The 20,421-nt window shown below is 57.0% G+C and carries 13 protein-coding genes; 10 read left to right on the forward strand and 3 right to left on the reverse strand.

The features are described from left to right. Window positions 1–64: 64 nt before the first annotated feature. The 7 genes from RRF64_RS13325 (at window position 65) to RRF64_RS13355 (ending at window position 10,394) form a co-directional block, all read left to right on the forward strand. Entirely contained in the window at window positions 65–1,474 is a 1,410-nt protein-coding gene (locus tag RRF64_RS13325; RefSeq protein ID WP_323846382.1) for an undecaprenyl-phosphate glucose phosphotransferase, read from the forward strand. A gap of 41 nt (window positions 1,475–1,515) precedes the next feature. Continuing rightward, window positions 1,516–2,721 carry an outer membrane beta-barrel protein gene (locus RRF64_RS13330; protein WP_323846383.1) on the forward strand — a complete coding sequence of 402 codons (1,206 nt, stop codon included), beginning with the start codon at window positions 1,516–1,518 and terminating at the stop codon, window positions 2,719–2,721. Window positions 2,722–2,778: 57 nt separating this feature from the next. Further along, window positions 2,779–3,354 carry a polysaccharide biosynthesis/export family protein gene (locus RRF64_RS13335; protein WP_323846384.1) on the forward strand — a complete coding sequence of 192 codons (576 nt, stop codon included), beginning with the start codon at window positions 2,779–2,781 and terminating at the stop codon, window positions 3,352–3,354. Then, window positions 3,354–5,846 carry a GumC family protein gene (locus tag RRF64_RS13340; RefSeq protein ID WP_323846385.1) on the forward strand — a complete coding sequence of 831 codons (2,493 nt, stop codon included), beginning with the start codon at window positions 3,354–3,356 and terminating at the stop codon, window positions 5,844–5,846. Before RRF64_RS13335 ends, RRF64_RS13340 begins: the two co-directional genes overlap by 1 nt. A gap of 73 nt (window positions 5,847–5,919) precedes the next feature. Beyond that, complete coding sequence (locus RRF64_RS13345; RefSeq protein ID WP_323846386.1) at window positions 5,920–6,672, forward strand: tyrosine-protein phosphatase; 753 nt, start codon at window positions 5,920–5,922, stop codon at window positions 6,670–6,672. 591 nt (window positions 6,673–7,263) lie between these two features. Beyond that, complete coding sequence (locus RRF64_RS13350) at window positions 7,264–9,789, forward strand: Ig-like domain-containing protein (protein ID WP_323846387.1); 2,526 nt, start codon at window positions 7,264–7,266, stop codon at window positions 9,787–9,789. Window positions 9,790–9,836: 47 nt separating this feature from the next. Further along, complete coding sequence (locus RRF64_RS13355; RefSeq protein ID WP_323846388.1) at window positions 9,837–10,394, forward strand: DJ-1 family glyoxalase III; 558 nt, start codon at window positions 9,837–9,839, stop codon at window positions 10,392–10,394. A gap of 223 nt (window positions 10,395–10,617) precedes the next feature. Here RRF64_RS13355 and RRF64_RS13360 read toward each other — a convergent pair whose 3' ends face one another. Continuing rightward, a complete protein-coding gene (locus tag RRF64_RS13360) occupies window positions 10,618–11,235 on the reverse strand; it encodes a LuxR C-terminal-related transcriptional regulator (RefSeq protein ID WP_323846389.1) in 618 nt (205 codons plus the stop codon). A 258-nt stretch (window positions 11,236–11,493) separates the two neighbouring features. Further along, entirely contained in the window at window positions 11,494–12,270 is a 777-nt protein-coding gene (locus tag RRF64_RS13365) for a LuxR C-terminal-related transcriptional regulator (RefSeq protein ID WP_323846390.1), read from the reverse strand. A 645-nt stretch (window positions 12,271–12,915) separates the two neighbouring features. Between RRF64_RS13365 and RRF64_RS13370 the strand changes: the two genes are divergently transcribed. Then, entirely contained in the window at window positions 12,916–14,193 is a 1,278-nt protein-coding gene (locus tag RRF64_RS13370) for a metal-dependent hydrolase family protein (protein WP_323846391.1), read from the forward strand. 792 nt (window positions 14,194–14,985) lie between these two features. Here the strand turns inward: RRF64_RS13370 and RRF64_RS13375 are convergent. Continuing rightward, window positions 14,986–15,924 carry a LysR family transcriptional regulator gene (locus RRF64_RS13375; protein ID WP_323846392.1) on the reverse strand — a complete coding sequence of 313 codons (939 nt, stop codon included), beginning with the start codon at window positions 15,922–15,924 and terminating at the stop codon, window positions 14,986–14,988. Between the two features lie 252 nt (window positions 15,925–16,176). On the opposite strand from RRF64_RS13375, the gene RRF64_RS13380 reads away from it, so the two are divergent. Both RRF64_RS13380 and RRF64_RS13385 read left to right on the forward strand, forming a co-directional pair. Further along, window positions 16,177–18,903: a TonB-dependent receptor gene (locus RRF64_RS13380; protein WP_323846393.1), complete on the forward strand. Its 2,727-nt coding sequence runs from the start codon at window positions 16,177–16,179 to the stop codon at window positions 18,901–18,903. Between the two features lie 59 nt (window positions 18,904–18,962). Next, window positions 18,963–20,399, forward strand: a complete 1,437-nt coding sequence (locus tag RRF64_RS13385) for a YfcC family protein (protein ID WP_323846394.1) — start codon at window positions 18,963–18,965, stop codon at window positions 20,397–20,399. Window positions 20,400–20,421: the final 22 nt, after the last annotated feature.

Consider the following 20,421-nt stretch of genomic DNA (forward strand, 5'->3'; position numbering starts at 1 on the left):
GGGGGATGCCCGGCCAGACTCGCGGGGGTGGAAGTAAGTGATTGCGCGGTACATGGAGAGGTAGATGCAACAGGGATGGGTGCGACTGCATGAGAGGGGCCTCGCCGCTCTCTACAGGCTTTTTGATGGCCTACTTATTTTTTTGATTCTGGTTTTCTGTCTGACCATATGGGGCCATGACGTCAGTAAGGACTGGCTCATTGTTGCCTTGCTGGCCATCGCGAGCTTTACGTTCCTGGCCGAGTCAGTGGATCTCTACCGATCCTGGCGCGTCGATAGCTATCTCAGCCTCCTGGGCGCCTGTTCCTTTGCGTGGATTTCGGTGTGCCTCTTTCTGTTGTTGATTGGCTATTTCAGCAAGCTGGGTACGGATTACTCCCGTTTAGTCGTCGGCAGCTGGTTCTTTCTGACATTGCTCTTGCTGCTGTCATGGCGGATGCTGCTGCGCCAGTTTCTATGTTACTTCCGCGCGCGCGACCGCAATATCCGCCGGGTCGCCATCATCGGTGTCACCAATTCCGGCCTGCGCGTCGCCCGCGATATAGACGCCAACCCGCAACTGGGCATTCGGGTGGAAGGCTTTTACCGGGTGCCACAGATCGCCGATTCCGTCGTGCCGAATGAACAGCTGGAGCGGATCAAGGTATTGGGAGATGTGAGCGACGCAGTAGCGTTGGCACGTGCGGGTCAACTGGACTACGTCTACGTCGCACTGCCGATGCGAGAGGAAGACAAAATTGCCGAAATACTGGCGGCATTTGCCGATACGACCGCAACTGTGCACCTGTTACCGGATTTCTTTGTCGCGAATATGCTGCATGCGCGCTGGTATCAACTGGGCAGCTCGAGCCTGTTGAGTGTCTATGACACACCGATAGTTGGGCTTAACAGCTGGCTCAAGCGCATGGAAGACCTGGTGCTGGCCTCTCTCGCGCTCATTGCGCTCGCACCGCTGATGCTGGCGATTTCGTTCGGAATCCGTCTCACCTCTCCGGGACCAATTATTTTCAGGCAGCGCCGCTACGGCCTGGATGGCAGGGTGATCGACGTATGGAAATTTCGCACGATGAGAGTTCAGGAAGACGGCGACAAAATCCAGCAGGCCAACCGAAATGACTCCAGGGTGACCACTTTTGGACGCCTACTTAGACGCACTTCGCTTGACGAGCTGCCGCAGCTCATCAATGTATTACAGGGCAGTATGTCGATCGTCGGTCCCCGTCCGCATGCCGTCGCTCACAACGAGCAATACCGGGGGCTGGTTAGCGGCTACATGTTGCGCCACAAGGTAAAGCCCGGCATTACCGGTTGGGCGCAGGTGAACGGCTGGCGCGGAGAAACAGATACGCTGGACAAGATGAGCAAACGCGTCGAATTCGATCTGCACTACATCAGAAACTGGTCGTTTCTATTCGATTTGCGCATTCTAATGCTCACTCTATCTAAAGGATTCGTAAGCACCAATGCTTATTAGAAGGCAATCCGCCAGGCGGATTAGAAAATACGGAAATCGACATGAATAAAATCGGCCTATCCACAATCTGTGGCTTGAGCGCGCTTCTTCCCATCAGTGCCATGTCCGCAGAGGAGACGGAGCAGGGTGCAGCGATCCACTTGCCCGCCGGCATAGACTTCTCACCATCGGCCCTCGTGGAGTTTCGGCATGACGACAATATCACCAACGCCAGTATCGAGCGCGTACAGAGCTGGGTGGTAACCAGCAGAGCCAATATGCTGTTCGAGGCCAAACACGATGCCGACAGCTACAGGCTCGAATACGCTGTAGAGAAGGGTGCATACCTCGACAGCAAGATAGACAATTATCTCGATCACGACCTCTTGGGCGGTGCCAAGTGGGAACTCAGCGACACAGTGCGATTGGCGGTCGACGGGCGCCACCAGAGCGCCCACGAAGGGCGCGGCAGCAATTTCTCCCAGGGCATAGGCGCCGAACTTGAAGAGCCGGACACTTTCCTCCTCTCAGATGTCTCGGTAAGCCTGAGCTATGGACCAGATACCAGCCCGGTGCGGCTCGACACCTCACTAGGTGCCGATAGGCTCGATTACTACGGTGGAATCAGGACCCAGGATCGCGACAGGAGAAGTGCTTTCGGTGCTCTGACGCTGCGTTTCAAGACCGGTGCCAAGACCGAGCTGGTCGGCGAAGTGTCGCACAGAAGTTTCAAGTATGAATTCCTGGCGCCCGGTCAGCAGACGCTCGACAGCACCGAATCCGACTATCTTGTCGGACTGAACTGGGAAGGCGCAAAAACGGTAGTGCGCATTCGCGGCGGCGTGCGCAGCAAGCAGTTCGACAGCGACCAGCGAGCGGACTTTTCCGGAGCCAGGTGGGATGGATCCATCGCCTGGAAACCGCGCACTTACAGCACCATCGAAGTTGCCTCGGACAGAAGAACCGAAGAGGTTCAGGGAGAGGGCGATTATATCGACATAGTGAGCCACTCGCTGAGCTGGAATCACGAGTGGAGCGACCTGATTTCTTCCGAGATTCTCCACAGTCTCGACCAGGCTGAGTACAGCGGGGAGCTGGGAATCCCGCGAGACGAAGACTATCAGCGCAGCACAGTCAGCCTCAGTTACAGAATGCGCTACTGGCTGGCACTAAGTATCGGCTACGAAAGACAGCAGCAGGATGCGGTAGATGCTAGGCTGAACTACGATCGGAATATAAGTTATATCGGATTCAAGTTATCGATTTAAATCGAGATCGCCGGCTGAACTCCCAACCCCCGCTGTTAAGACGCTATGGAGAGCGACATGAAATTTCGCGCGATGGACAATGCAGTGCTGCTCCGCTGCCTGCTCGCAAACATAACTCTGCTGATCTGCTGGACTTTTTCCGTACAACTCCAAGCCGCTGGCAAATTGGTCGAGGGCGACTATGAGCTGGGTTCTGGCGATAAGATCAATATCCGAGTCTACGGTGAGGATGACCTCACGGTTGAGGCCGTGCTGAGTGACAGCGGCGTTATCAACTATCCGTTCCTCGGCGAACTGAAAGTCTCCGGCCTTACGACGTCGGAACTGGAAGGGGTGATTGTCAAGGGGCTGAAGGGAGACTACCTGATCAAGCCGATCGTTCACATTTCCATTCTGCAATACCGTCCGTTCTTTATCGATGGGGAAGTGAAGGTCCCGGGTGGGTATCCCTACCAGCCCGGCTTGACGATAAGCAAGGCCGCAGCCCTGGCGCAGGGATTCACCGAGCGGGCATCGCGCAACAAAATCTATATCGAACGTGGTAACAGAAGTGTGCGGGAGAAAATCAAGGCTGATCTCTCTACCGAACTACTCCCTGGTGACATCGTAACCGTAGAGCAAAGGTTCTTCTAATGGGCATGGTCAATACAAAAGATGTCGAAACGTCGACAGAAAATGCGCTGGTACTCGAAGAGATCGATTTGCGCAGGTACTGGAAGCTTATCTACAACAATAAGTGGAAAGTAATACTCTGCGCGTTGGTTTTCGGTGCCGTGGCGGCCGTCGTCGTGCTAGTACCCAAACCGAGCTACGAGGCCACCGCGACTATCAGCTTCGATACGGGTCAGGCCAATCTTATCGATATAAAGCAGGTGTATGAGTCCGGCTCGAGAAATGAAGAGTACCTGCAGACCCAGGTTGAACTTCTCAAGTCGCGGATGATTATTGAAGGCGTTATCGACAAGCTCGATTTGACCCGGCACCCGGATTTCATCGCGGGAATCGAGTTAGATAAATTAACTGCCGATAAAGTCAGCATGCGTGACAGGTTGTACGCACTTTTAGAGTCGCGATCGTCTGCTGATGAGAAGATCGATATCGAACAATTCGATACGGTCGACGTGTTTGCCGAACCAGATCTCTATATGGAGGATGCGGCACCGGTGGCCGAAGAGGAAATCGCGCAAAATGCGAGTGCCCAGGATCCTGTAGTCGCTGCAGATAATCAGACATCTGCATCACCGGAGAGCACTGCGCAGACAACAGCCGCCGGTGACGCGCCACCGATGACCCTTACGGAACTAAAGCAGCAACAGGCCACGCGTGTGTTGCGGGACATTGTAGCAACCAAGATATCCAAGAGCCTCACGGTCAAACAGGTATCTGATACGCAACTGATCGCGGTTACCTTTTCGGCAGGAGACCCTGATCTTGCCGCGCTGGTGGCAAATACCGTAGCGGGCGTCTACCTCGAGAGCCAGGACCGGGCCGGTAGCGCGGTCGTCGCGCGCGCAAGTGACTGGCTTAACCAGCGCCTGGAGGGATTGCGGACGAATCTCGAGGAATCGGAGAAAAAGCTGAACCAGTTTCACTTGAAGGAGAATCTGGTTGACATGGAGGGCATCCGCAGTCTGTCCGCACAGGAACTGAATGAGACCACGACGCAATTATTGCAGGCGCGCAAACAGTTACAGGAGATCGCCAGTGTACGGGCTGAGTTGAGACAGCGCGATGGGGGCGTGAATGTGCTTGCCGCTCTGCCGCAGATGCAGGACAACAACGTTATTCAAAGTATCAAGGCAGTCGAGGCCAGCGCACTGGTGAAGCGCGATGAACTGTCGCTTCGCTACGGGCCAAAGCATCCGAAGATGATCGCAGCAAGGAGTGAGCTGGAGACCATTCGCTCGAAATTAAGATCTGAGTCACAGCAGTTGGTCGCCCGCGTAGACAGCGAGTATCGCGCGGCCCAGGCCAACGTGAGGGCGCTGGAACGACAGCTCGACAGCGTAAAGCAGAAGTATCAGGGGGTTTCGCAGAAGGATACACAGCATGCCGATCTAAAGCGGCAGGTCGAGATCGATCGCAACCTCTATAGCGCCTTCCTGACCAGACTGAAGGAGGCAAATGAAACCAGTGGATTCGACTCAGAGAAGGCGCGCCTTGCCGACCCCGCGCTGCCACCGCGCCAGCCGGTAGACAATAAGCTGAAACTGCTCGTGGTGCTGGCAATGTTCGCCGGTGCCGGGTTCGGTATCGCCTTCGTCCTGTTGCGGGATATGCTCGACGACGCTGTGCGTAACCCTGAGGATGTCGAATTTTCACTGCAGGAAAGCCTTTTCGGCCTGATACCAATGCTGCCGAAAATCAAGGACGAACGCCAGGATCTGCGGATCTATTTCGATCCGCGGCAGTACCGCTTCGCGGAGGCCGTGCGGACACTTCGCACAAGCCTGGTACTATCTCAGCTCGAACAGCCGACGAAGGTGATTGGAGTCACGTCAACGGCGCCCGGGGAGGGCAAAACGACCGTCTCCGAGAGCCTGGCCTTTGCCCTGGCGCAGATGGAGAGCGTCCTGCTGATAGACGCCGACTTACGCCGGTCCTCCGTCGGCAAGGATTTCTCCCTGCCATCAAAACATCCGGGACTGACCGATTTACTGACAAACAGCAATAGCATAGAGGAGTGCATTTACCACGATCACGACACGGGCCTGGACATCATTCCCGCGGGTACCACGCCGCCCGATGCACTGAAGGTACTAGGATCCCCGGCATTCGCGAACACGGTGAAGATGCTGGCCGACAGGTATGATTGCATTATCATCGATACGCCGCCCGTACACGCGGTGAGCGACGCGCTGCTTATATCCCGCGTTGTGCAAACGATGCTGTATGTGATCAAGGCCGATTCGACCGGCAAGCGTCTCGTTAGAAAGGGGCTGGAACGCTTCGCGCAATCGGGACGACCCATTGACGGTGTGGTGTTGAATCAGTTTGACATTACCTCGAAGGCAAACCGTGAGGGCGATTACTACACCGACATATACGGCTATGGCGCCGACGCCGCATCGGCCGACGTGTCGGAGGCAGCGCTGGTCAAGAAAGATGCTCCGGAGCATGCGTAGACGGCAATGACGGGCGGCGCTTACCGACGCGGCCCGTTACGACACTACCCGATGTACGATGGTCGGTTTACCCATGATAGATCTACACTGCCATTTGCTGCCGGCCATTGATGACGGTGCCGGAGACCTGGAAGAGGCGCTGGCGCTGGCGTCTGCCGCCGCAGCAGATGGCATTACCCATGCGGTCATCACACCGCATATTCATCTGGGCCGCTACACCAATACACGGGCGTCAATTAGAAAAGCTTGCGAGGAGTTCCGAGTTTCGCTGGAGAGGCAGCAGATCCCTCTGCAGCTGAGCTGTGCCGCCGAGGTGCGAATTTGCGGTCAGTTGCCCAGGCTGGTCGTTGACGAAGAGCTGCCGTTTCTCGGCAGTTGGGAATCGCATCGGGTGCTGCTATTGGAGATGCCACACAGCCATGTACCGGTGGGAATGAAGCAGCTGGTAACCTGGCTGCTGAGCCGCAACATTCGGCCTATGATCGCGCACCCGGAGCGCAACAGAGATATCCTGAGAAATTATGACGGTGTCAGGGAACTGGTCCAGCTCGGCTGCCTGCTGCAGGTTACCGCGGCGTCGCTGACCGGTGGCTTTGGTGATACCGCACAGCTCCGGGCAGAGCAGATGCTACGGGAAGGGCTGGTCACGGTCCTTGCCACTGACGCGCATAATACATCGCGGCGACCGCCACTGCTCAGTGCTGGACGCGAAGCCGCGGAGCAAATCGTCGGCGAATCCAGCTCCTGGGATCTGGTGTGGAACAATCCGCTCGTTATCGCCGCGCAACACTTTCCCAAAGCCGAGCAGCGTGCGGCCTGTCTATAGTTTCTCTGAAAATGAGCAGAGAATGCGGCAATAGTAGCGGAAATAGTTGCAACAAAGCTTTGCACCACAGTTGCGATTTGCCAGGTGATCCTCTGATGAAGCGTGGTAACAACAGGAGAATAATAGTAGTCGCGTCAACTGGGATATCGCGTCCATTAAGCTGGCGCGGACAGGTTTTGGCAAAGGAGCGGAATCTGGCTTCGGAATGTAAATCGGAGCGTGCGTCGGAATACGGCTTGTACACAGAATTTCTGGATGAGCACAGTTCTTCATGTCGGTTTCGGCGGCTGAATTAAGGATTTTTTGTGGCGCAGCGGCTAGCCATACAGCATGAAAGGAGGTGCCATGTTCCTACGCCTGATTCTTCTCCTGTGTTTCGGGCTCGTAGCGAGCTCATGCAGGCTCTCTGATCGAATTGCAAGTACTGGGCAAGTCGAGACGGGCCAGTATGGAAGCAGCGCGGCAGGGGTCTATACTGACGCACATCCAGCCTCCGCTCCCCCCATCGCCACCATCGCCACGACAGACAAATTCGGGTGCCCGGCCGGCGCCACATCGGATAATTCCAACGCTCAGCAACGGTTACCGGCAATGGAAGAAGGACCTATGCCGAGTCACGGTGGCGTGATGATGGCAGAGCATATGGCGGCGCTGGCGCTGGTGCCTTTCGAGCAGGCTACCCACGCCGCGGTGCAAGATGGCGACTGGTGTGACCCGCAGACATGGCATAACAGGCAGGTCCCGGGCGAAGGCGCCAGAGTGGTGATTCCCGCCGGGCGGCTGGTCACTTATGCGACGGTTTCCGACGTTTCCCTGAAAACCTTGCGGGTGGATGGTCAGCTGTGGTTCTCACCGAGCAAGTCCACCCGCCTGCGCCTCGATACGCTGTATATCGATGGACGCGGTAGTCTGGTGATTGGTACCGAAGACAACCCGCTTGACGAGAAGATACAGGCCGAAATCATTATCGCCGACAATGGCGACATAGACACCGAGTGGGATCCGATGCTGTTGAGTCGCGGCATAATCGCCCACGGCAGTACCGTTATTCACGGTGCGGAAAAGACTGTCCACGCAAAATTGGATATCGCCCCTTCGGCAGGAGATACCGTTCTCTATCTGGAGCGGGAACCGGTTAACTGGCGCCCTGGCGACCAGCTGGTAATCCCCGGAACGCAATACTCCGGGTGGAAATGGGATAATGATCGGCGCGACGTTCGCTACTATGGAACCCGTGATGAGGTGCGCCGTATCGTCGCTATTGCCGCAAATGCGGTGACTCTGGACGTGCCGCTGGAGTACGACCACCATTCGCCGAGGGGCGATCTCAAGGCCAGAGTGGCGAACTTCAGTCGCAATGTCTCTATCACTACCGAGAACGGGCAACGACTACCGGTACATCGGCGTGGTCATGTGATGTTTATGCACAGCCCGGCAGTCGACGTGCGTTACGCCGAGTTTCGTGAACTGGGGCGCACCGACAAATCGGTCCCGAGCTTTGAGGTGCAGAATGTTGAAAATGTCCAGGCGGACAGTAATGTGCGGGGCAGGTATAGCTTTCACTTTCACCGCACGGGCACCAGTGATCAGCGAAATCCGGCTGTGGCCGTCGGCAATGCAGTATTTCGCTCTCCGGGCTGGGGTTTCGTACACCATGACAGCCACGCAGAGTTTTACCAAAACGCCAGCTTTGATACGTTCGGTGCCGGTTTCGTAGCGGAAACCGGCAACGAGACGGGCACCTGGATCGGCAATATCGCGATTAAAGCGGAAGGCAATGAAGCCTTCAATCCAAAAAACGGTACCGACCGCGATGCCTTTGATACGGCGCGCACCGGGGATGGCTTTTGGTTCCAGGGCCGCATGGTACGCGCGGTAGATAATGTTGCCGCCAGCGTAAATCACGGTTATGTGTACTACCATCGCGGACCCGGCATGATCGATTTTCCACCCGATCACTTTATGTTGCCGGAAGCGCTCGGCTATGGGGAACGGGCGGAGGCAGATGATGTGCCGATCCGCAATTTCCTCGGCAATGAGGCCTTCGCCTGCACGGTGGGCTTGTTCGTGGTCAAGGCAAATCCCATGCAGCAGCACGATGTCTATACGGAAATCAGCAATTTTACCGCGTGGGAAGTAAAGGCGGGCGTAGCAATTGAGTATACGTCCCACTATCTGCTTAAAGATCTCGACCTGGTCGGCAATACACCGGAAGATTTTCGCGAACCTCTTTTCGGTATCCGCTTTGGCACGAACACCTCGGACATGGTGGTTAACAATGCTCGTATAGCCGGCTTCGAGGAAGGTATCCGACTCGGCAAGGAACACACCAGCGATAATCCATCCGCCATAGGCAGGGATCAGTTTGTCCTGATTAACACCGAGTTTATCGGCGTGAAGAAGCCGCTGATAGATTACGATCCAAAGCAGGACCTGCTGCTCCAAAAGGACGAGCTGGTAGACGGCAGGTTTGAAGTGGATATCGATGGGGGATGGAATTTCACATACATGGATCCGTCCGCAGGTTATCGCAGCGGTGTGACATACAGTGGCACCAAGGTCGATAGTATCGGGCCCAACCCGCTGCCGGCCGGCGGAGACGAATTTGAAACGCCCGCCTACGATATGGTCGCCCTGCTTGAGCGCGACGGCTACTACAAGAGCAAAGACGGCGATGTCTATGCAATCGTGGAGCAGTATTTCAGCGATCGAGCGACCGCGGAGATTCATAAATACAGCTTTAAGACCCGTTTGGGGCCGAAAGTCGTGAAGTTGCTTGGCGATCCGCATGACGATTGGGCCGGTGCCAAATATAGCGGAGTAATTGATCTCGCCAGCAAACCGCCGCTTGCCGGGGATGATAGTGTGCGGGCAGTCCGCGGCAGGGAGCTGGTGATTGACGTACTCGGTAACGATAGTGATCCCGATGGGGACAAGCTATCTGTAGACGGATTGGTGCAGCCAGTCTATGGCCGGGTATTCAGTAACAGTGACGGCACACTCACCTATCGCCCGGGCATAAACATTATTGGTACCGATAGATTTTACTATTGGGCGAGCGATGGGCAGGGCAATTTTGCCAGGGCCAAGGTGACGGTTGAGGTGCAGGCGGAGTAGCAGCAAGCCGATAAGCGGTGCCCGAATCGGCATGGTGATCAATATCGATGAAACAGGTACTGGTACCGGTAGCCGACGGTTCCGAGGAGATCGAAATCGTCACCATTGTCGATGTGCTGCGCCGCGCCGAGGCGGCAGTGACGCTGGCTTCAGTGATGCAGAGCCGCCGTATCACCGCGTCCCGCGGCGTCAGTATTGAGGCCGACCGTTTGCTGAGCGAATGCACGGGCAGCCGCTGGGATCTGATCGCACTGCCGGGCGGGATGCCGGGTGCGGAGCACCTGCACAATTGCCGGGCGCTGGTCACAATGGTTACCGACCAGATGGAGGCGGGGCGCTGGCTGGGCGCCATCTGTGCGGCGCCGGCGGTGGTGCTGGGGCGCCGCGGCTTGCTCGCGGGATACCGCGCGACCTGCCACCGCGGGTTCCGCGAGGAGTTGCGCGAGCAGGCCCGGGAGATCAGTGGCGCGGCAGTGGTGGTTGATCGCAAGCTGATCACGAGCCAGGCGCCCGGAACGGCGCTGGAGTTTGCCCTGCAGCTGGTGAAATGCCTGTTTGGAGAGGAGAGGGCCAGATCTGTCGCGGAGCCGATGGGGGCATCCTGAAAACTGGCTGATTGAATCGCTTACTAAGATCCGGCAAATCCGTCGCCAGAAGCCCATTTTTGGGGCGGGTTAGTAAGCGGTACTTCCCTGTTCCGCTGAGCCTCGAATTGTTTCGGGGATTCGAGAACTCACGCTTAAAGTGCCACTACCGCGTGTTCGCGGCAATAGTCCAAAAGGGCTATTTTGCGCGTTTCTTGCTGTCGCCCGTTAGGACGAACAAGAGTCATAGCAATCCTTCGGTAATGCATTTTCGGATCAGCTGTCCCGTGTTCCTGCAGCCGGACTTGCGCGGGATATTTTTCCGGTGATTCTTGACCGTATTGCTGGAAATACACAACTCGTTTGCGATCGAGGTGCTGGTGTGCCCCTTTGCGATCAGCTTGATGATTTCGGTTTCGCGCTCGCTGAACAGCGGATTTGAGGCCGACAGCTGCCCGCTTGAATCCCAGACATCGATGTTCAAAAAAGATGGCTCGCCGAACATGCCGATAACAGACAGCCGATAATTATTCTGTTCGGTAAGATGGCTGATGTTTGTGTGAATGTTGAGCGCCAGGGCTTGCCGCCCCTCAGGATCGGCGGTCAGCATGATGGCCTGGTGATTGAACAGCTGATAGGTGCCATCGGCGGTTTTGAAGCGAAAGCAGTAGGATACCTTGTACTTTTTTCGCTTTTCCGGCGCTATGCTGCCCATAACAACTTCGAAGGCCTTGCTCTCGGCTTTGGATACGAACTCCATGTCGTCCGGGTGTGTCTGGTCGAGGATATCCTGAAAAGTAACCGTCAAGGGATTCAGGCCGTGAATGGCAGCAATGTCGGGGCTGACAAAATCCAACTTCATGTTGGCGTTAGCCGTATCGAGAAGATAGAAGTAGAAGGGCCCGTTGCTGAAGACGGAGGAGATCAGTCTGTCAATTTCGTGAGCGGCAAGATCTATTCTGCGTGCGCTGAGGTTTGCGCTGTTCTTTTTCTACACGTCCCGCAGTACTTGTGTGTTTGGTATCGCATTTTCTTGCATCGGTTCTCGAATGTCCTTTTTGTGCCCACCGAATTGCGCCGCAAAAAACCTCGTCCCGAGTGCGTCCAAGGCGCGATGAACTTATAGCAGCCCTTCCGTTATGCACTTTGTGACCAGCTGACCAGTATTCTTGCAGCCGGATTTATTAAGGATATTTTTGCGATGATTTTTGACAGTATTTGGTGATATACAAAGTTCGCGGGCAATTTTTTCGCTGGTAAGACCCTGAGACATCAAACGGACCACCTGCATTTCCCGTTCGCTGAACAGATCCTGTGTTGGTGTCGGCAATTGGGTCTTTTCACTGACGTCCATATTCAAGTAGGAGGGTTCATCGAGCATGCCGATCACGGAGACCCTGTAGTTATTTTCTTCGGTCAGGTGGCTGATATTGGTATGGATATTCAGGGATTTCGACAGATTGCCGTCTTTATCGGCGGTCAGCATGATGGCCTGATGATTGAACAGCTGGTAAGAGCCGTCGGCCGTCCTGAATCGCAGGCAATAGGACATCTTGTATTTACTTCGTTTTTCCGGCGGCGTGTGCTTGTAGACAATATCGATACATCTGCTTTCGGCGCGCGAAACGAAATCCATGTCCTCCGGGTGAATCTGGTCGAGAATGTCCTGAAAAACTACAGTCTGCGAATCCAGCCCGTGAATATCAGCGATTGCCGGGCTGACATGGCTCAGTTCCATGGTCGCAAAATCGACGACGTAGAAATAGAAGGGGCCGTTGCTGAATGCGGAGGAGATGAGCTTGTCCAGTTCAAATCTCTGCAGCCCCACCTCTTTCTTGCTGAGGATATGCCTGGATTCTTCCCATACAGATTTCAGTAGCTGAGTATCTGGCTTCATGGATATCGTTGTTATTCTCGTCGCTGTGATTGATCCAGCATCATTTGGAATCTGGCCCCACTGCCCATACCGGATGTCGACTTTTCACTCCGGCGCAGCAACTTTATTGCCCGCCCCGGTTGAAAGACATTGAAACCGGGTGCGTAAATTGCCATTTGATGCCAGATACTGTCTTGATGCGCGGAAGGAAAGGTGGCGCATAAAAATGGTGACGCAGATCACACTTTTTACTACAGCTAAGTTTGCTTAAGCAAGGACGCCTTTATTCCAGTTTTGTAGCAAGCCTTACGAGAACCTGTATTTCGGGTATCGATAGCGCGCGAAACAACGGTTAGTCAGGATTGTTCGTGTGGCGGAAGTTGTCGCATTAGCTGCACAGGCGGCTGGCCGCTTATCGGCGTTGCCAGTTCCCGATGCTCCAGGGCAATTCGACGAAAGGGTGATTGAGACCACACAGGTCTTGCCACTGTTGAGGGATGCTCATGGGCGTCCAGGTTATGGCGCTTCACTAATCGGGCTGGCTACCACTTAATATGCGACAGCATTTCTGCGTTATCGACCTTCGCCAGAATCTTTTTTTTTTGCGTTGCCGCCGTGCGGATTTTTCAGTAGCTTGGCTCCTAAAATAACAACCGCTACAAGACTATGAAGAAGCCTATTTTTGCCGCCTTCGCGGCCACCCTCTTTTCCGCCGGCGTTTTTGCCAAGACCACCATCATCCACGCCGGCGAGCTGCTCGCCGTCCCGGGCCAGAAACCGTTCCAACAGCAGAGCATCGTGATCGAAGATGGTGTTATCACCGATGTCCGCGCCGGATTCGTGCGCGAGGGCAGCGCCAATGTGATCGATCTGAAGGACAGTTTCGTCATGCCGGGCCTGATGGATATGCATGTGCATTTACAGGGGGAGTTGGGGCCGGACAACGATACGGAATCCCTCAAGATGTCTATGCCCCTGGTACAGATGCGCTCCCATATGTTCGCGATGCGCACATTGCGGTCAGGCTTTACCACCGTGCGCGACGTGGGCTCCAGCCCCCAGGAAATGTACGCCCTGCGCGATGCGATCAATAACGGCTGGGTCGATGGGCCGCGGATCGTCGCCGCCGGCGGAGTCGGCATTACCGGTGGCCACGCCGATATCAGTGGCATCAGTCCCGAATACATGGCCTTCCACGATGACAAAAACAAGACCATCTGCGACGGACCCTTTGACTGCCGCCGCGCCACGCGCCACGCAATCAAGTACGGGGCCGACCTGATCAAGATCACTTCCACTGGCGGCGTGCTCACCGACCGCGCCACTGGCACCGGGCAGCAGATGGAAATGGACGAACTCCGGGAAGTCGTGAGCGCGGCCAAGCGCATGGGCCGCAAGGTGGCGAGTCACGCACACCACGAAGCGGGCATCATTGCCGCCCTGGAGGCGGGGGTCGACAGTATCGAGCACGGCTCCTATGCGGGACCGGATTCGCACCGCCTGTTCAAACGCACCGGCGCCTACCTGGTGCCGACGCTGCTCGCCGGCGAGACAGTGGTCAATATGGCGAAGAATACCGAGGTGCTGACGGATGCGCAGAAAGCCAAGGCGATCCGGGTGGGCACCGACATGAAGGGCAACTTCGGCAAGGCGGTCAAGGCGGGGGTGAAGATCGCCTTCGGTACCGATAGCGGGGTGTCCAGGCACGGCGACAATGCCCGCGAGGCGGTGCTGATGCACGAAGCCGGCATGGACAGAATGACCATCCTTCAGTCCGCCACAGTCAACGCGGCAGATCTGATCGATATGGGCGATTCTCTCGGCACGCTGGAGGTGGGCAAACAGGCGGACATAATCGCCATGAAAGGATCACCGCTGGTCGATATCGAGGAGTTGCTGGATGTCGACTTTGTGATGAAGGGCGGTAAGGTGTTTGTGCAGTAACGAAATAGCGAAGTTCAATTTCGGGGGCGTATTTGTGGCTATCGCGCTTGTGCTCGCTTGTCCAAATGCTGTCGTATTTGGTCGGTCCACGTCGATGGGGCTAATACGGTCGAATAGCTCTGCCATTTAAGCGGCGGCGTGGAAGCGGAATAGTAGGAACAGCCTAGGGGCTGTTCCGGCCTTGCGGGCTTCGCACTTGCGCGCTCGTTGCAAATCGCTTTCGCGATTAGTCGAACCACATCGGGGGTGCTCATCCGCCCCTCGACACCATAAAAAAAGCCGCACCCTTTCGGGTACGGCTTTGTTTATGGTGCCCAGAGGCGGAAGAATCGTAATAGCCTAGGGGCTATTACGACCCTGCGGGCTTCGCGCTTGCGCGCTCGTTGCAAATCGCTTTCGCGATTAGTCGAACCACATCGGAGGTGCTCATCCGCCACCAGGCACCATAAACAAAGCCGCACCCTTTCGGGTACGGCTTTGTTTATGGTGCCCAGAGGCGGAATCGAAGCATCTTCTGACGTTCCTGTCGTGCCTACGGGTTAGAAGGCTAATATCAGTGATAACCACAGCTATAACCACAGAATAGCGATTTCTTTGAAGTTGCAAGTCAGTTTTTTCATACCCTAGAAAGCCAAGCGATTGAATTGTAGCAATTGCCGGCTTCTATACCTTACTGTCATCAGTGCCACTAGATCTCTTCACACGGGATTTGCGCTGCAAGACTGTACTCGGCTTCCTACTCGGAGCTGATTGGATCAAGTGTGACGTCGCATCGCCCTTTTTTGTTCAGAGTTATTCGACAGTAGCGGGACTTGCAGGATTAGTACGCTTGCTGTGGAAAAACGCGGTGCAGAAGTTAAAAAATTTGCGCGTGGTGCGTGTCATCGGTGCATGGGCCGAGGTCACAAACGCGTAGTCGTGAGTAATTTCCGGCACAAAGGTGCGGAAAACCAGCGACTCGCCGGCGTACTGTTGGGCAAGTGTTTCGTTCACTAGCGCAATGCCGGTTTCACGGCGGGCGAAGGCGCAGGCGGCGGCGATGGTGTGCGTTTCCACCTGCACGCGCATCTTTACGCCGGCAATGGCAAACGCATTTTCGATCTGAACCCGCGAGTGCCGACCCTTTCCCAGCAGAATCAGCGGCTCGTTCTCCAAATCCTTTGCGGTAATTGTTTTCTTCGCCGCCAGCGGGTGATGGCTGGCCAGTGCGCAAACGGTGCTGGCCGTAAACAGCAATTGGGCCGTGAGCCCCGGTTGATCTACCGGTAGTTTCAGGAATCCACAGTCCACTGCGCGCAGCGCCACCATTTTTGTGGCGGTTTCGACACTGTGGGAATCGAGGCTGATCTGTACATTGGGGTGTCTGGCGAGAAAACGGCTCACCAGGTCCGAGAGTATCCCTTCGGCGACGCTGGGAGGGGCCACAATACGCAGGGCGCTGGTTTCCGAATCCTTCAGTCCCCTGGCCAGCTTGGTTACCCGCTCCAAGCTGTCCAGCGCTAGTTCCACCTCAGGATGCAGGGTGAGGGCCTCCTCGGTGGGAATGAGACGACCCTTCTCCCGGTAAAACAGTTCGAAACCCAGCTGCTGTTCCAGCACGCCGAGCAGCCGGCTAACACCTGGTTGTGTCAGCCCGAGATGGCGCGCTGCCGCGGTGGCACTGCCGGTGGCCATAATCGCGCGGAAACATTCCAGGCTCTTGAGATTGATGTTGAAAGCTGACCAGTCCATGGGTGACTTGCGCTTGTGGGTTTCAGGAAAGTGGTTGTGTGTCCTGCCCCATGGTAACCGCAGTTCCGGTCGCCATCCACCTAAAAACATAACAAAATGTTATCGATTAATAATTAGGCATCATGATATTGTATTCTCCTTACAGACCGCTACGCTGCACCGCAAGCAAATTGAACAGTAAGCCCGATTAACTCTAATAAGTGCCGTTCGATGCAGGCCCACCGTGGCACTGCGCTTGGCAAGGGGATATTTATGCATCATCCATTTGTACGCACACCCATCAGTGCTGTGGTCGCCGCTGTCGCTCTCGGAATCCTTTCCTCACCGGTTATCGCCCAGAACCAGCGGGGCGCGAGTGAAATTGAAGAAGTTGCTGTGGTGGGTTCCCGCATCAAGCGCAGCGATGAAGTAGTTACCAGCCCAGTGCAGACACTGAGCGCCGACGACCTGCGGGTGAGCGGTTCCGTTTCCATCGGTGAAACCTTGCAGGAATTACCCTCGGTAGGCTCCAGCCTGAATGGCAACGGCTCTGCCGGTACCAGTCACGGCTCCAGCAGTCTGAACCTGCGCAACCTAGGTGAGAACCGCAGCCTGGTGCTGGTTGACGGTCACCGTTGGGTGAACGGGGCCGGCACACGCGGTTTCCGCGATTTCGTCGACCTGAACACCATTCCCCAAGCCATCGTCGAACGCGTTGAAGTGCTGCAGGACGGTGCCACCGCGGTCTACGGTGCCGATGCCATTGCCGGGGTAGTAAACATTCACACCTATCGCGATTACGATGGCGCTGACCTCAAGGTTTACTACGGCGCCGCTGGCGAGGGCGACCGCGAGACCGCTAGCCTCGACTATCTGTGGGGCACCAACTACGACGGCGGCAACCTGATGGTTGCGGTGAGCCACACCGACCAGAAACCTATTTTCACCCAGGACCGCGAGCTGACTGCGGTGCCGCTGAACGGCCTCTCCGCCGGTACCATCGAAGGCGTGTTCCGCGAGAGCAACCTTGCGAGTGTGCTCGATGGGTATGCCTCCGCAGGTGTCACCCGCGACCCGGGCAGCGATGGCAGCGTTCCGGCCAGCTGGCGCGCGGTGGATGCCGAAGCGGACCAGTTCAACCGCTACTACAACAACTATGTGGTGGGCCCGCTGCAGCGCACTTCCGTGTTCGCGCGCAACCGCACCGAGCTTACCGACAACATCGAATTTTCCGTGGAGGCGCTGTACAACCGCCGCGAGTCCGATCAGCTGTTCTCCTCGGCACCGCCGGTTATCCGCGGCAGCCGCGGTTTCGTAATTGCCAACGATCCGCTGGTAAATCCATTCGGGGTTGAGTTCTCTGGCAGCGACTTCCGTGTCGACAACTACTTCGACGATGTGGGCCAGCGCCGCAATGCGCAGGAAGTGGACACACTGCGCCTGGCCGCCGGCCTCGAAGGCGAGCTCCGCAACGGCTGGAGCTGGGACGCGTTTGTGTCCTGGGCCCAGAATGAGGCGGATTTCATTTCCTATAACCAGATCGACCTGGACCGCCTGGCCCTCGGCCTGCGTGCCTGCGACACCAGCGCGATTGGCGGCGATATTGCTGACATCGCCGCGGGCTGTGTGCCGGTCAACCTGTTCGAGCCGCTCACCGGCGAGATGGTGGACTACATCAACTTTACCGGACGCGACCGCAACAGTGCGGAGCAGCGCGACTTCACCTTCAACGTGACCGGCGACCTGTTTACGCTGCCGGCTGGCGAAGTGGCCTTTGCCGCGGGTGTGGAGTACCGCGAGGAATCCGGCGAGGACCGTCCCGACAGTTATGTGCAGGCAGACCCGCGGGTGAACAGTTACCAGACCACCACCTCCGCGCCGCGCGACGGCACCATGGGTGAGTACAACCTGGGTGAGGTGTATGCGGAGTTGAGCGTGCCGCTGCTGCGAGGTATGTCGTTGGTACAGGACCTGACCCTGGACCTGGCCACCCGTTACTCCGACTACAGCACCTTCGGCGATACCACCAACAGCAAGGTGGGACTGGCCTACCGCCCGGTGGACGACTTGCTGCTGCGCGGCACTTGGGCGCAGGGCTTCCGTGCGCCGTCGATCCTCGAAATGTTCGAGGGTGCCCGCAGTACCTTCCTGCCGGTCAACGATCCCTGTAATGGCGGTGGCGAAGGCCTGGTCGGCTGTGCGGCAGTGCCGGACAGCTACGTGCAGCAGGGCCCGAACGTGCCCGGCGAAGTAGGCGGCAACCGCAACTTGCAACCGGAGACCTCAGAGAATACCTCGTTCGGCCTGGTGTACACCCCGTCTTACCTCGAGGGTGCAAGCCTGACCCTGGACTGGTACGGCATCGCCATTGACGACACTATCAGCACGTTCGGTGCACAGAACCTGCTGGAGCTGTGTGCCACTACGGGTCAGCGCTGTGACTACGTCAGCCGCGCCGCCAACGGCGAGATCCTGAATATCGTCGACGGCCCCATCAACCTGAACCGCACCGAAGTGAAAGGTATGGATCTGGTGGCCCGCTACGGTATGGAAACCGCGCTCGGCGGCCTCGACCTGACCTTCAATGCCTCAAGGCTGCTGGACCTCACCCAGGAATCGACGCTGCCGGATGGCAGCATCCTGGTTGAAGACAAAGTGGGCACCGCGGCCTCGCGGGAATCCTTCCCCGAGTGGCGCGCGAGCCTGAGCGCGAAGCTCAGTGCGGACAAGTGGAGCGCCAGCTACACCGCACGCTACATCGGTACCACCGAGGAGAGCGTGGCCGACGAGAGCTACGGTATTCCGGCGGTGATTTACCACAACGTTTCCGGCAGCTACGACGTGCAGGACAACCTGAACTTGAAGGTGGGCATCAACAACTTGACCGACAAGCAGCCGCCGGTGTCACTCACCAACCTGAATATCAACTTCGACCAGAACACCTACAACCCGGTGGGTCGATTCCTGTATATGCAGGTGAACTACTCCTTCGATAGTTAAGTCCCGGACGGTGCGGGCCGAGTGCCCGCACCGTCTGCGTCGAGTTTCCGGAAAGCGTTATGTCCATCGAAACTGCTGTAAACACCCACGTCGACAAAGAGGCTGCGCCCGCGGCCGAAGCCCGGCGGCGCGGCACCAACCCGATCGTGGTTTTGCTCGGGATCCTGTTGCTCGCCACCGGCCTGACTTATGTGGTCGAGTCAGGAATTTACGAACGCGACGGCAAACTGGTAGTGCCGGGCAGTTACCGCACACTGGAGAAAGACGCGTCATTTATGCAGCTGTTCAGCCTGCCCGCGGATGCAGTGCCCGGGCGGGCGCAGCCGGTCAGCCTGATCGATGCGGCGATGACAATTCCCGCGGGGCTGGAAAAGACCGCGGGCCTGATCTTCATGGTGCTGATCATCGGCGGTATGTTCGGGATCCTGAATCATTCCGGCGCGGTGGAGCTGGGAATGGAGCGCCTGCTGGCGCTGGTGCGCGGTAATGTCTACGTGCTGGTGAGCCTACTGATGATGGTGTTCGGTGCCGGCAGTACCTTCCTCGGCCTCGCCTCCGAATACCTGCTGGTGATTCCACTGATGGTGGCCTTGGCAAATCGCCTGGGGCTGTCGAACCTCATCGGCCTCGCCATTGTGACCGTGGCCGTCAAAGCGGGTTACCTGTCCTCCGTCACGAACCCGCTGCCGTTGTCCATCGCGCAGCCCCTGGTGGGGGTGCAGGTGTTCAGTGGTGCCGGCCTGCGTTTCGCATTTTTCCTGGTGTTCCTCACCCTAGGCATCGCTTTTGTACTGCTGGCCATTCGCCGCAGCGGCTTCCGCGCGGATGCAACCTTTACATTTCTTGCTCAGCCGCTGAGCGGGCGCCAGAGCGTAACCCTGCTGGTGCTGGTCGCTGGTATTGCATTCCTGGTGTTCGGTGCCAATCACTGGCAGTGGCACCACCGTGAACTGTCGGCTTATTACATCGGCCTGAGTATTGCGCTGGCAGCCGTGGCCGGGCTCGGGGCCAGTGAAGCCGCAGAGGCCTTTGTCCGCGGGATGAAAAAGGTATTGATGGCGGCGGTGCTGATCGGTGTGGCCTCGGCAGTGGCGATCACCCTGCAGCAGGGCCAGGTGCTGGACGCCATCGTACATGGCCTCAGCACCCTGATCGGCGACGGTGGCGCCACCGTCGCCGCGGTCAGCATGTTCGCCAGCCAGCTGTTACTGGACTTTCTGATCCCGTCCACCTCGGGGCAGGCGGCGGTGAGCATGCCGATCATGGGCCCGCTGGGACAGCTCGCCGGGGTGCAGCCGCAGACCACGGTACTCGCGTTCCTGTTCGGCAATGGTATTACCAACATGCTCACGCCCACTTCTGGAACCTTGCTGGCCTATCTCGCCACCGCGCGCGTAGGCTGGGGCGAATGGGCAAAATTCATTTTCCCGCTGTGGCTGCTGTTTATTGCGGTGGCATCGGCTCTACTCATTTTTGCCGTTGCAATCGGCTACTGATGTAAAACAATAAGGATTCAGG

The sequence above is a fragment of the Microbulbifer magnicolonia genome (genome assembly GCF_035117725.1).
GTDB lineage: Bacteria > Pseudomonadota > Gammaproteobacteria > Pseudomonadales > Cellvibrionaceae > Microbulbifer > Microbulbifer magnicolonia.

Excerpts from the sequence above, each read along its gene's own strand:
- RRF64_RS13385 (WP_323846394.1), top strand. The coding sequence starts at position 18,963 with ATGTCCATCGAAACTGCTGTAAACACCCACGTCGACAAAGAGGCTGCG.
- RRF64_RS13325 (WP_323846382.1), top strand. The coding sequence starts at position 65 with ATGCAACAGGGATGGGTGCGACTGCATGAGAGGGGCCTCGCCGCTCTC.
- RRF64_RS13370 (WP_323846391.1), top strand. The coding sequence starts at position 12,916 with ATGAAGAAGCCTATTTTTGCCGCCTTCGCGGCCACCCTCTTTTCCGCC.
- RRF64_RS13335 (WP_323846384.1), top strand. The coding sequence starts at position 2,779 with ATGAAATTTCGCGCGATGGACAATGCAGTGCTGCTCCGCTGCCTGCTC.
- RRF64_RS13375 (WP_323846392.1), bottom strand. The coding sequence starts at position 15,924 with ATGGACTGGTCAGCTTTCAACATCAATCTCAAGAGCCTGGAATGTTTC.
- RRF64_RS13330 (WP_323846383.1), top strand. The coding sequence starts at position 1,516 with ATGAATAAAATCGGCCTATCCACAATCTGTGGCTTGAGCGCGCTTCTT.
- RRF64_RS13355 (WP_323846388.1), top strand. The coding sequence starts at position 9,837 with ATGAAACAGGTACTGGTACCGGTAGCCGACGGTTCCGAGGAGATCGAA.
- RRF64_RS13350 (WP_323846387.1), top strand. The coding sequence starts at position 7,264 with ATGGAAGAAGGACCTATGCCGAGTCACGGTGGCGTGATGATGGCAGAG.
- RRF64_RS13345 (WP_323846386.1), top strand. The coding sequence starts at position 5,920 with ATGATAGATCTACACTGCCATTTGCTGCCGGCCATTGATGACGGTGCC.
- RRF64_RS13365 (WP_323846390.1), bottom strand. The coding sequence starts at position 12,270 with ATGAAGCCAGATACTCAGCTACTGAAATCTGTATGGGAAGAATCCAGG.
- RRF64_RS13340 (WP_323846385.1), top strand. The coding sequence starts at position 3,354 with ATGGGCATGGTCAATACAAAAGATGTCGAAACGTCGACAGAAAATGCG.
- RRF64_RS13380 (WP_323846393.1), top strand. The coding sequence starts at position 16,177 with ATGCATCATCCATTTGTACGCACACCCATCAGTGCTGTGGTCGCCGCT.
- RRF64_RS13360 (WP_323846389.1), bottom strand. The coding sequence starts at position 11,235 with ATGAAGTTGGATTTTGTCAGCCCCGACATTGCTGCCATTCACGGCCTG.